Raw genomic sequence first — 11,814 nt, 5'->3', positions numbered from 1 at the left:
TCCTTTTATTGATCCTCATCTTTAACCGCAGCGATCTTTACCGTGTTTATTTTATGCCCGTCCATATCCTGAACGATAAAATCAAAATTCTTCCACCGTACTTTTTCGTAACGCACGGGAATTTTTCCGAATAAATCAAATACAAACCCGCCGAGTGTTTCAAACTCATCGGAGGGCAGCTCCGTATGCAGACATTCCGCCAAATCGTCCATATCGACACGGGCATCGCAGAGCCAAAGCCCCTCCCCAATGGAAGAAATATCTTCACCTTCATTATCGAATTCATCCTGAATGTCGCCGACAATCTCTTCGATAATATCTTCCATACAGACAATACCCGAAATGCCGCCATATTCATCGACCGCAATCGCAATATGCACATGGCGGCGCTTAAACTCCCGTAACAGACCGTCAATACGCTTGGATTCGGGTACAAAAAACGGCTTTCTGATAATTTTTTCCAAATCGATCGGTTCTTTTTTTGCGAATGAATTGATTAAATCCTTCACATACAGGATACCCACCACATTATCGATAGATTCGTCATAAACCGGAAACCGCGAATGGCCGCTTTCTGCGACACGTGTCAGCAACTCTTCCATTTCCATATCCAGCGGAATAAAATCGACATCAATCCGCGGAATCATCACTTCTTTTACTGCGGTGTCGGAAAGATCTACCACACCGCGTATCATATCTTCTTTTTCTTCATTGAGCGAATCCTGCAAAATCTCGGAAACCGCCCGCTTTTTTTTCAGTTTATCAAATATCCCCATACTTATTCCTGATATATTACCGTACTACTATATTCCTTGAGTATTTTTTCCTGTAATTGCAGCATTTCCTGCTGCGGATCGTTATCACTATGATCCATCCCGCTCAGGTGCAAAATCCCATGTATCAGTAGCCGCTTTAATTCTTCATTCATCGTTACATTAAAAGTTTCGGCATTTGAGCGCAAACTATCGAGGCTAATTACAATATCTCCCGCATTAAAACGCAAGTTTCCGTCTTCATCATCGTATTCATCGCCCTGCTCAAAAGAAAGCACATCAGTCGGCAAGTCGATATGCCGGTAGGTCTTATTCAGCTCATGGATAAATGCATCGCGGCAAAACACAACGGATAAATCCCAATTCGTGTGTTCAAGCTGTGTAAGCACCGCCTCTAAAAACGGCAGAATCTGCACACTCCATTTCGGTTCGGGGACATCCTGCCATGTAATCGCAATAGTATTCATTTTATTCTTCCTTATTGTTCTTCCCATCCGGCTGCCCCTGCTTGACTGCCGTCGTTTGCTCCGATGTCGCAGTTGATGACTGCGCTGTTGCCGACGGTTCTGATACCGGTGTACCGACGGGGCTTTCGGATGCCGTTAATCCGAGGTCTATTTGCAGATAGTTTTTTACATCGGGAGAAATACTTTTCTCAAGCGGCATTTCCGATTGCGCCGATTTTTCATCGGGAGTCTTTTCCGGCGAGGCATCCTGCGGTGCAGCCTTTTCGTCGGGAGTTTTTCCACCTGCACCTTCTTTTTCGTCGGGGTCTTTTTGATTCGGGTACTTGATACGGGAATGGTAATATCCGGCAAGCGTCGTTACAAAAGATTCTTGAATAATGCGTAATTCCCGCAGCGTTAAATCGCAGTTATCAAGCTGTCCCGACTCCATTTTACCCTTAACGAGCTTCGCAATAAACTTTTCGAGCCGCGGGACTGACGGATGGTCTAACGTCCGGCAGGCGGCTTCGCTTACGTCGGCAAGCATTACCACGGCGGCCTCTTTGGTACGCGGCGGCTGCCCCGGATACGAAAAGTCCTTGGGGCTGACATTGGGGTCGAGTTCTTTGGCCTTTGCATAAAAGTATTGTACCAAAGAATTACCGTGATGCTGCCCGATAATGTCGATAACCTCGCGGGGCAGCCGCATACTTTCCGCTTTTTCCACACCGATTTTTACGTGACTGCGGATGATAGCCGCCGAAAGCCGCGGGTTTAAATCCAAGTGCTTATTATATGACGTCTGGTTTTCGACAAAGTATTCACTGTTTGCCATCTTGCCGATGTCGTGGTAATATGCGCCGACCCGCGCCAACAGCGCGTCTGCCCCGATTTCGCGGCAGGCTGCTTCCGCCAATGTCGCAACCATCATCGTATGGTTATAGGTACCGGAAGCCGTCAACAGCATCTGCTTCATCGTCGGAGAGTTAAGGTCGGAAAGCTCCATCAGGCGGAAGCAGGTCGGCGTATTCAGCCGGTCTTCCAAAATAGGCAAGAAGCCGAGCACAAAGATGCCGCTGATAAAGCCGTTTATGACCGAACCGAGCAGCACAAAGACAAAGTCGCTGTATGAGTCCGGAAATACCGAGCAAAGTACAAAGGTAATAATCGGGTGAATGATCGCAAGCTGGCATGCAGTCTTAATTAAATCCATCCGCCGTCCGGTCAAATTCATCAATGAGACAGCCGACAAGCCGGAGAACAGTGCAAAGAGCGCCGGTTCAAGCTTAAAACCGGTTGCCGTTAGCACAATCAGCATAACAAGAAATACCATCCGTATTGCCATCTTTGTGGAAATGAGCGTGGCTACCAGCATAGCAGTCAGCGCGGCAGGAATAAACGGAATAATATCGAGCGCCTGCACGAGGGATAGCGCCTTTGCCGTAAAAAGTACACTAAGGTATACGGCAAGCGAAATCAGCAATAAAAAAATCTTTCGGCTTTCTTTTAACCGGCCGCTAATTGACTGCGGCGACAACATAAAGACACCGATGATATAAAGACAGAGGATAAAGGCGGAAAGTCCCAAAAATTTATTGATGTCAATATAATTTCCCGCATCGGAATATGCCTGCAGCTGCCGGTAGTTTTCCGAGGTAATAATAAATCCTCGTTTAATAATCTTTTGATTTTTTTGAATGGTAACGATTACCGGCTGAACCTGTTTAAGCGCTTCCTGCGCCCGCATTTCCGTTTCTTTTTCATCGTAAATGATGGTCGGATGTAAAAAGGGCTGAATAAGTGCTGCCGTTATACCGGAATCAAGACTTGCATTCAGCGATCGTATTGCATTTTTGATATATGCATCGAGATTCTCTTTTTTAATAACCGAACTTGTCTGAATATTGATGTACTCGCGATTATTTCCGCGCCGTACTAACAGTGTCATTTCCGTTTGGTTAAAACCTTCAAGCCCTTTTTCGGGAAATTCGGCAATACCCACCGCCATCACCTGTTTAACGACAGCTTGTGCGGCAGATAACATCCCTTCAAATTGTTTTACCTTTTGTAAATCTTTCAACAGCTGCGCGTCAAAAAAACCCGGATATTCTTCCTGTATCCGCGCTTCAAAGATCGTTTCGGTATCATTATGTAAGGCAAGCATGAAAGAAACAAACTCATCGTATTTTTTGAGCGTTTCGGATACAAGTTCCATATCCTGCCGAAAAATAGGCGCAATCGTCTGCAATCGAGCGGTTTTTCTTATCTCCGTTGCAGCCTGATCCGTATAGGAAATATCCCTGCCTGCAATAACGTCGCGATCGGCCACCCTTCCTACGGCAAATTCATCAAGGTTTAAGTAGGCAAGCCCGCCGCGGTCAAGCGTGGTAAACAACATCGCAGCGATAACAACAAAAAAACTTACAATAAAGAGGATGGAAAAAACTTTTTCAGTTCGAAACCCGTCTATAATTTTGCGGAAAAAACCCGCTATGGACGGCAATACTACTGCTTTCATATATCCGGAATTGTTTTCGTCTTTCATTCGATAACTCCGCTATACTCCGCAAGAGTTGCGTTATCCTTTAAAAATACGATACTATTGTTTTTCATACGCATTAATAATCTTTTGCACCAGCGAATGACGAACTACTTCATTCGCAGAAAATTCAACGATTCCAATTCCGTCAATGGTACGGATTAAAGAAACGGCATGAACAAGCCCCGATTCCGATCTTCCGCGAATATCCGATTGGGACGGGTCGCCGGTAATAATCAGCTTTGAACCCTCGCCCATCCGCGTTAAAAACATCTTCATCTGTTCTTTTGTGGTATTCTGCGCTTCATCCAAAATAACAACGGCATTGTGCAGTGTCCGTCCGCGCATATAGGCAAGCGGCGCTACTTCGATGGTATTAGACTCTTCCATACTGCGCAGCACATCGGCAGGCAGCAGGGTTTCCATAATATCGAATAGCGGACGCAAATACGGATTTATTTTCTGCACAAGGTCGCCGGGTAAAAACCCGAGGCTTTCGCCGGCTTCCACCACCGGACGGGTTAAAATAAGCTTGCGCATCTTGTGCGACAGTAACAGCTTTAACGCAAGCGCCACCGCAATATAGGTTTTTCCCGTACCGGCTGGGCCAAGTCCGAACGTTATATCGTTTGCATAGATCGAATCGATCAATGCCGCCTGTTTTCTATTTTTAGGATAGACGGATTTTATACCACGCGGAATATGAATACACTGCGGACAAAAAGCCCCCCCCTGCGGCACACTATTGGCAACGCAGGAGGCAATAAAATCGGCAGAACTTTCCGAAGTAATTTCGGGACTTTTTAAAAGAGTGTCGATGAGTTTTTGAAACCTATTGCAAACGGCTTGGTCTGAAGTTACAACCGTTACCTCGTTTCCTCGACAGATAACGGGAACGCCTAAATAGGTTTCAAAAACCTGTAAATTCTCATCATTTGCGCCGCATAGAGAAGACAGTACGGTCTGATCTTCCAACACGATTGTATATGAGGTATCCAAAAACACTCCTTTCTAACTTTTCAAATGTAACGGTAGGGTACTCTCTGCGGAGTTATTCCCGCTTTCCGAGCTCTTTATCCAGAATAAGCAAACCGGCATTACCGTCGATATATTTGAAAGTATCGAGGATATCGCGATCATTCGCTTCTTCTTCCACCTGCTCATTGATAAACCACTGGAGGAAGCTCTGCGTTTTGTAGTCTTTTTCTGCAAGAGCAAGTTCATACAGGCTGTTAATCGAAGCCGTTACATACTGTTCGTGCTTGAGCACTTCCTGAATAATTTCTACCGGAGATTTTGCATACTGAACAGGTACTTCTTTAATGGCTTTTAGCACGGGCTTTCCGTCAACTGAAAACAGATAGTCATAGAGCTTCATCGCATGCCCTTGTTCTTCAAGCGCCTGCACCCTCATCCACTTGGCAAAACCTTTCAGCCCTTCCGATTCAAAATGTGTTGCCATCCCAAGATATAAATACGCTGAATAGAACTCTTTGTTGATTTGGTCGTTCAAAGCGTCTTCCAATTTCTTGCTAATCATAGTTTGCCCCCTTTTATCCGGCGTTAGGTATTTTAGATATATTCCCGCGACCGAATATAACAGAGCAAGTCTACAATGAAGATAGGGGATAGTCAAGAGAACGTTCAGGGCATAAACATCACGTTATTTTTTCAGCCCCGCAGTAAATGCGCCGTCTATTTTCAAAATAAGAGATAAAACAAAGCCCGCCTTTTTAGGCGGGCTTTGAGGTTGTCCCAAAAGTTGATTCCTTTTAAGCCAACCCTTTGTTTTGTTAGCATTCTACCGCTTACGGCATCGGCGTACGCCGCATACCGTAAACACGTGTGCTATTTACCAAAGTGGATAACAAAGCTGTAGCCATTCCAGTTATACTTTTTGTCGACACTACTGTCGTGGCACTCGCCTTCTTTGTGTGCAACAGAGTGCTTATCTAATCCTGACAGCGTAATAATCAGCCGACTATCCTTAAAGTGATCAAAACCGTTCAGTCGGGTAACTTCCAATTCGCCGGCTGGAATGGTAAACTCTTTGTATCCGTCCGACAGGGAAACATCGATACTCGTTGCATCGTCCTTATTTATTCTCGCATCCCATGTTCCGCCTACGGTTAATCCACCCTCACTTGTTACGTTAAAATGCACATTTTCCATCTTGGGAATAATCTTGATCTTGGTTATCCGGCTGATATATTTCCCGTTTGTGTTTGGAATCACCGAAGAAACAAAGAAGTGGGTTTGATTATTTAAAACCGTGTCTCCCGTAACGGTACGCTTCAAATAAGCATTGGTCAGTTTTTCTCCGTCAGGATATTTAACTAAATCCGTTACTGGCTCAACCTCTCCATTGTCTTTTTTTTTCGAAACTATTCCGTAAAGTTCAACTTCACTAAAGGTAAGCCATTTATCCTTTTTTTCGTATTTTTCCATGACCTTGTACGGTTCAAGCGTATATACCCAGTCGAAGTCAGCATCGGCAGTTCCCGGTACATTAGCATACTTTACTTCGAACTCATTGGACGATAAGGCTTTGTCTTTAAAATCATTATTTTTACTAAAGTAGCTGTCGTTGATATTGTCGAATTTTATCGACATGGTATAAGTTACCTTATACTTCTTCACTTTTCCGGCATGCGCCTTCTCTGTCCAACGGAGAGGATCATCATAATGGGTAGGATCATTAGCATCAAAGCCGCTCTCGGTGTCATTGGAGCGGTATTTCTTTGTTGCAATATCCGTCGCGTCTTCAAAAGTGCCTTCGTCCTTTACCTCTCTTTTAATGGTAATGGTTGCAGGCGTCGAATCGTCTTCCCCACTAGCAGTATTGGTTCCATACAATACCTTCCACACAACGGTTGCATTCTTTACCGCATCAAAATCTTTTACCATAAAGGTATTCTGCCCGCCCATGTGAGGCTTGTGATCAAGCGATGCAGTCAACAACTCATCATGACTCGTCCACAAAGGATTCGCTTTTTCTTTGTTCGCAGGATCCGGCTGTGCAATAGTAAACAACGGTGCAAGCTTGTCAATTCCTTCAATTTCCTTAGGATTCGTTACCGGATCTTCGGGAAGCTCGGGGGCGTACGCAGGGTTCGGCACCATTTTCTTTATGACAGCGACAATTTTATTGGCATCAAAAACGAGATCGACATCAGCGGCTTCGGTGAACGCTCCGGTAACATCATAACCCCATTTTACCGGCTCGGTAGGAAGATCCCGCTTAGACGTATTTCGCATTTCAGCCTTTAACGCATTAAGTGCACCCTGAACAGCTGATACATCAGTCGTGTACTTACCCATATCCTCTTTAAATGGCGGCCAGTCTTTACAGTCGAACACAGCGCCGCTATCGCGGTAATAATTATACATCAATTTATGAAGATAGGATTTATCCAATGCGGCTGCCTGTTCCGGTTTCTCTTTTACATTAACCAGTGTCAGTTTACCGTCTTTTATAACCAGCCGTAACTTGTCAACTGTCGCAAGGTTATCGACATTTCTAAAGCGGCCGCTGCCCGTTCCCTGTACTTCAAGCTCTACATCGAGTACCAAATTGGGGTAGCCTTGATGGTATCCGTCTTTAAAGTACTTATTGAAAGGATCTTCGCTGTGGTCAGGTAACACACCTGAATTATCATATTCGTCCCCGTTTAAAGAAAGCCACTTGCTCAGTTTGGGCAGGTACACCCTTTTAATGTACATTCTGTTCTTAAAGACCAGTTTTCCGTCTTTCAACTCTGCAACGCCCGTGTTTACCAAATCCATATAGTCTTGGTTGACGGTTAGATCTTTAGACAAAATACCGCCGTCTTTCATACTAATGGAAAAAGTAAAGCTTTCTTTGTCAAAGGTAATTTCGTGGTCAAAACCGGCTTCCTTTTTTCCGCCTTTGTCACCGGCATCCACAGTGTTGCGGGTGACCGTCCATACTTTGCCGGAAACTTCGGTTACCGCGGTTTCCAAAATGTCGGAAATAGAACTATTACCGCCAGCACCGCCGCCGCCGCCTCCTCCGCCGCCGCCGTTTTTCTGGCTGTCCTTAATCATCTGCTCTACTTCAGCCTTTGAAAGTCCCTGCTTACAGCCGACAATCAAAAAGACTGCCAGCAATACCGATAAGATGGATATGAATTTTTTCATATAAATCCTCCTTCGTAAAATAGTTATTGTATACACAATAACGTTATATCTATACTAATAGGCAATATCTAGTTATGTCAAGCGCAAAACATCAAAATGTAAGTACGCCTACCACTGCACCGTTACGGATAAGGCTTATATTCGTTAACGATGCTGATCTGTGTAGACACCGAACGCCCCTGAGCCAAGTCTTCGGCTATTTTCAGCGCTTTATCGATACAGGCAACGGAATCCGCAACTCCGTGCAGCACAATCTGTGTATCGGAAACTTCCGCATCCAAAAAATAAATCGGAAGTTCTTCTTTAAACGCAATCAAATTGACAATCCGCTGCCCAAGTAACAGTTCGGAAATGCGCTTAAGCCCTTCCAGCTCTTCCGCTGGTGAAATAGCTTCCTTACATGCGTGCGTAATAATGCTTGCGGCAAGCGGCGCTGTAGCAAAATCGGTATTAATAACGAGGCGATAGTGAGTTGGATCCTCCGGCTTCATATCAAAAAAACATCTATGGAAGCCTTCCCTATTGGTATCGCTTTCCGCCATCAAAGCGCGTGCTCTTTTTTCGGGCCAATCGAACTCTTTCATCAACCGCGCAATTCGGATATCATCAGAGGCTACCAGCCGTACCGCATAACAGCCGGGGATGCCGCGCAATAGCGCAAAGCCGCCGCGCCCGATAAAGATGCTGTTTCCTTTCAGTGCATATCCGTACACGACCTCCCGTAAATAATCAAAATAGGAGTCGCGGTTGCGAGAAAGTGACGCCCAAAAGCCGGGTTTTCGCTCGTCATAATGCGCAAGACTCTCTTTGGAAATTCCCTTGTCAATCAGATCTTTCTCTAAGTCTTTTTTATCAATAAATTCGTAGCCGAGCGATTTTGCCAGTTCTAAAGCCGTTTCATCGCCGTAAGAAGCTATTTGTCGTGAAATCGTAATAATTGCCATAAAGCCTCCTCTTCTATAGAATAAGGCTAAATACTCATTATGTCAAAGGAAGGTTTTACTTTTATGCACAAAAATTCTCGTCTTTCATGGAAGCCCATCGCTGCAAAAGAAATATGCGCCACACGGGTATTTAGTGTCAACGAAATTACCAGTCTTTCACCCGACAACGAAACAAAGACGTTTTCGACACTATCCGCGCCGGAATGGGTTATCGTTATTCCCCGTATCACCGATGCAAACGGTCGGCATTATTTTTTGATGGTAAAACAATGGCGGCATGGTTCGGCGCATCTATCGATCGAATTCCCCGGCGGTGTGGTCGATGAAGGAGAAACGCCGGAACAGGCGGCGCGGCGCGAGCTACTTGAAGAAACAGGAAAAACGGGGCGGAGCTTAACGCTGCTCGGCGAGGTATACCCCAACCCTGCGATTATGGGAAATAAAAGTCATATCTACTTTGCAGACTGCGAATCGGATACGCAAGCGCAGCATCTGGATGAAGATGAGTTTTTAGAAGCCGAAGCAGTCCCCGTCGAAGAGGTATTGAACAAGATGGGAACGGAACCTTACGACCATGCGCTTATGTGTACTGCGCTCTTCTTTTATCAGCGAGCTCATCCGTGCTGCTAATAAGTGGGAATATAAAAGAACCTCTAAAAACTTTCGTTTTTAGAGGTTCTCATCAGATTATTTTTTACTTTTTAGCAGGCGGTAATTTTTCGTAGGTTACCGCAGGATCGTATATACCACTGCGTTTTTCACCGCGGAGGCTCGGAATTGTTAAAATAATCCCGGGTTCAACCCAGTCGGGGTTATTGGGATCGGGCAATTTGTTTTTGTTCGCTTCATACAGCTTTCGCCACAGATACGGATTGTCATAAATCGCCTTATTCTTTGCAATATTCCACAGGCAATCCCGTTCGCCGCGCCATGTGCGAATACGGTATTGGGCTGGCAGAGTTGCAAATGAAGACTCATCACCGGTAACAACGGCAAGCGCATCCAAAACTTTTTTCGCACAGACAACTGCAACATCAAAGTCTTTATTGTCAAATGCGGTATTTCCTGCTTGTAAAGCTTCGGTTGCCGTCTTAAATGCCTCGGGATATTTCTCTTCGGCCTTGTTGTTTTTTGCCCATGTATAGCGGGTGCGCGCCCTATTCATTGCTTGTTCCGCTTCAATACGAGCAAGCATATATTGAATATAATCGGCTGATTTTTGAGCATTCTCTTCGGCAAGTCGAGAATACTCTATAGAGGCATCATAATCACCTTCATTATATGCCCGCCGTGCCAATTCGGAATAAGCGCGGCTTTTTCGCTGATATTCGTTATTATCGTACGATACGGCAAACAAAAATGCCGCCCCTACTAAAAAGAATACGGTACAGAGAATAGCTGTTTTTTTCATGGGTTACCTCCCGTTACCGGATGACGATGTTTTTCCGGTAGTTGTAGCGCGCTGTAATTCGTCAATATCAACCGGTTCTTCGGAAAAACCTTCCGCATTTTCCGGCAGGGGCGCCTCGCGATCGGCATCTTTTGCAAGCTTACTGCTGGCTTCTTGACGCGCCTTTGCACGTTCCATTGCCTCGGTTGCTTGCGCTCGTTTAACTTTTACCTTTTCGTATATATCGTTAAACTCATCGGCAGCAGTCATATACCCCGTATATGCTTGTTCGTACTTCTTATTGCCTGCAGCAATTCCTGCTGTACGGTAGCGATTCTCGGTTTTTGTATATGGATCTTTCATTGCTGTAGCCGCTTTCACCGAATCGGCACGTGAACGTGCTTCATCAGCCTTCTTTTTTGCATCACGCATCATCGAAGCAAACCCTGCCTCTTTTACCGTTTCATAGTAATTCAGCGCCTCTTCTGAGGTTTCAAACGCCTTTACCGGATTGGGTTCATAAAGATCAGGTATCTTTGCAGATAAATCCTGAGCCTTTTTATAACTTTCCGCATCATAGGTAGCAAGGTTATTTTTGTCGATCTTTGCTTTTAACTCAGCAATCTTCATTTGGTTAATCAGAGTACGATACTGAGTAATGGCTCTTTGAGCTTTTTCCTGTGCTTCTGCAAGGTTATTCGATTCATAATTCTTCCTTGCTTCGGCTGCCGTATCGTCGGCTGATTTAAATTGTGCAGGATAAGCCGTATCTGCTTTTGCCTTAACCGCTTCGGCACGAACCTTTTCCATCTCATCCAGTAAACGAGCGATTTTTTCCTGTTCTTCATTTTTTTCCGGTTCAACAGTTTTTACCGGTTCCGGTTTCGGCTCCGGTTTTGGTTCGGGCTGGGATTTACAGGCTCCAAAACCGAACAACAGAACGGAAACACAGAGAATATAAAACAATGTTTTCAGTGTTTTATTCATTATAACCTCCATTTCTAAACGGATATTCAGACATCCAAAAAACTCATCGAGTTCTTAAAGAAGTTTGTCTTGTGCGAAAGTTTTTCGCATAATGATAGATAAGTTACTATAGAACTCAATCATGTTCAAGAGACTGGCAATCAGGGCAAACTCCAAAAAAATCAAACCGATGTGAATCAATGCGATAGCCGCTAATTTCCGCAGCCTTTTGATCGCAATGTTCATCGGACGGCATAAAAGCATCTTCTACCTTGCCGCATCGGGTACAAATGACGTGATTATGCACGCTCATATCCGCATCAAAATGAGCAAAGGTACCGTCAACATTGATGACCTTGATTCGTTTTTGCTCGGCAAGAATATTCAAATTACGATAGACAGTTCCCTGACTCAAATGCGGAAAATCCTTCCGAAGCTGATCATACAGCCATGCCGCCGTAGGATGCGTACGAGTAGAACATAAAAGGTTGAACAAAGCCTCCCGCTGTTTTGAATGCTTGTATGACACAGCTTTTTTCATATATACCTCCCATAAAAAGTCAAGAAGAAAGTATCAACTTTCGATTGACTTTTT

General features: G+C 44.7%; 11 protein-coding genes. 1 reads left to right on the top strand and 10 read right to left on the bottom strand.

The window, feature by feature from the left end; all coding sequences use genetic code 11:
* Positions 1-5: 5 nt before the first annotated feature.
* The 7 genes from DWB79_RS07275 to DWB79_RS07245 all read right to left on the bottom strand — a co-directional run bounded on the left by DWB79_RS07275 (position 6) and on the right by DWB79_RS07245 (position 8,863).
* A complete protein-coding gene (locus DWB79_RS07275) occupies positions 6-776 on the bottom strand; it encodes a hemolysin family protein (protein ID WP_016523390.1) in 771 nt (256 codons plus the stop codon).
* A gap of 2 nt (positions 777-778) precedes the next feature.
* The gene (ybeY, locus tag DWB79_RS07270) at positions 779-1,240 is read right to left on the bottom strand and encodes an rRNA maturation RNase YbeY (protein WP_016523389.1); all 462 of its coding nucleotides are present in this window, start codon (positions 1,238-1,240) and stop codon (positions 779-781) included.
* A 1-nt stretch (position 1,241) separates the two neighbouring features.
* Positions 1,242-3,764 (bottom strand): HD family phosphohydrolase, encoded by a 2,523-nt coding sequence (locus DWB79_RS07265; RefSeq protein ID WP_016523388.1) that lies wholly within the window; start codon positions 3,762-3,764, stop codon positions 1,242-1,244.
* A 54-nt stretch (positions 3,765-3,818) separates the two neighbouring features.
* Complete coding sequence (locus DWB79_RS07260) at positions 3,819-4,757, bottom strand: PhoH family protein (protein ID WP_016523387.1); 939 nt, start codon at positions 4,755-4,757, stop codon at positions 3,819-3,821.
* Positions 4,758-4,809: 52 nt separating this feature from the next.
* Positions 4,810-5,298 carry a ferritin gene (locus DWB79_RS07255; RefSeq protein ID WP_016523386.1) on the bottom strand — a complete coding sequence of 163 codons (489 nt, stop codon included), beginning with the start codon at positions 5,296-5,298 and terminating at the stop codon, positions 4,810-4,812.
* A 308-nt stretch (positions 5,299-5,606) separates the two neighbouring features.
* Positions 5,607-7,919, bottom strand: a complete 2,313-nt coding sequence (locus tag DWB79_RS07250; protein WP_016523385.1) for a hypothetical protein — start codon at positions 7,917-7,919, stop codon at positions 5,607-5,609.
* Between the two features lie 122 nt (positions 7,920-8,041).
* A complete protein-coding gene (locus DWB79_RS07245; RefSeq protein ID WP_016523384.1) occupies positions 8,042-8,863 on the bottom strand; it encodes a cytidylate kinase-like family protein in 822 nt (273 codons plus the stop codon).
* A gap of 63 nt (positions 8,864-8,926) precedes the next feature.
* Here DWB79_RS07245 and DWB79_RS07240 point away from each other — a divergent pair, with 63 nt between their 5' ends.
* Complete coding sequence (locus DWB79_RS07240; RefSeq protein ID WP_040859548.1) at positions 8,927-9,493, top strand: NUDIX hydrolase; 567 nt, start codon at positions 8,927-8,929, stop codon at positions 9,491-9,493.
* 64 nt (positions 9,494-9,557) lie between these two features.
* Here the strand turns inward: DWB79_RS07240 and DWB79_RS07235 are convergent, their stop codons facing one another.
* The 3 genes from DWB79_RS07235 to DWB79_RS07225 form a co-directional block, all read right to left on the bottom strand.
* Entirely contained in the window at positions 9,558-10,274 is a 717-nt protein-coding gene (locus DWB79_RS07235; RefSeq protein WP_016523382.1) for a DUF4398 domain-containing protein, read from the bottom strand.
* Between the two features lie 3 nt (positions 10,275-10,277).
* Entirely contained in the window at positions 10,278-11,240 is a 963-nt protein-coding gene (locus DWB79_RS07230) for a hypothetical protein (RefSeq protein WP_016523381.1), read from the bottom strand.
* Positions 11,241-11,355: 115 nt separating this feature from the next.
* Positions 11,356-11,760, bottom strand: coding sequence for a Fur family transcriptional regulator (locus DWB79_RS07225; protein WP_016523380.1), 405 nt, complete (start codon positions 11,758-11,760; stop codon positions 11,356-11,358).
* Between the last annotated feature and the right edge of the window lie 54 nt (positions 11,761-11,814).

Origin of the sequence: Treponema medium (assembly GCF_017161265.1) — a bacterium.
In the GTDB taxonomy this organism is placed as follows: Bacteria; Spirochaetota; Spirochaetia; order Treponematales; family Treponemataceae; genus Treponema; species Treponema medium.
Note: the sequence above shows the minus strand (reverse complement) of the source record. Positions and strands in the feature narration are given on the sequence as shown.

Excerpts from the sequence above, each read along its gene's own strand:
- DWB79_RS07265 (WP_016523388.1), bottom strand. The coding sequence starts at position 3,764 with ATGAAAGACGAAAACAATTCCGGATATATGAAAGCAGTAGTATTGCCG.
- DWB79_RS07245 (WP_016523384.1), bottom strand. The coding sequence starts at position 8,863 with ATGGCAATTATTACGATTTCACGACAAATAGCTTCTTACGGCGATGAA.
- DWB79_RS07225 (WP_016523380.1), bottom strand. The coding sequence starts at position 11,760 with ATGAAAAAAGCTGTGTCATACAAGCATTCAAAACAGCGGGAGGCTTTG.
- DWB79_RS07250 (WP_016523385.1), bottom strand. The coding sequence starts at position 7,919 with ATGAAAAAATTCATATCCATCTTATCGGTATTGCTGGCAGTCTTTTTG.
- DWB79_RS07275 (WP_016523390.1), bottom strand. The coding sequence starts at position 776 with ATGGGGATATTTGATAAACTGAAAAAAAAGCGGGCGGTTTCCGAGATT.
- DWB79_RS07240 (WP_040859548.1), top strand. The coding sequence starts at position 8,927 with ATGCACAAAAATTCTCGTCTTTCATGGAAGCCCATCGCTGCAAAAGAA.
- ybeY (WP_016523389.1), bottom strand. The coding sequence starts at position 1,240 with ATGAATACTATTGCGATTACATGGCAGGATGTCCCCGAACCGAAATGG.
- DWB79_RS07255 (WP_016523386.1), bottom strand. The coding sequence starts at position 5,298 with ATGATTAGCAAGAAATTGGAAGACGCTTTGAACGACCAAATCAACAAA.
- DWB79_RS07235 (WP_016523382.1), bottom strand. The coding sequence starts at position 10,274 with ATGAAAAAAACAGCTATTCTCTGTACCGTATTCTTTTTAGTAGGGGCG.
- DWB79_RS07230 (WP_016523381.1), bottom strand. The coding sequence starts at position 11,240 with ATGAATAAAACACTGAAAACATTGTTTTATATTCTCTGTGTTTCCGTT.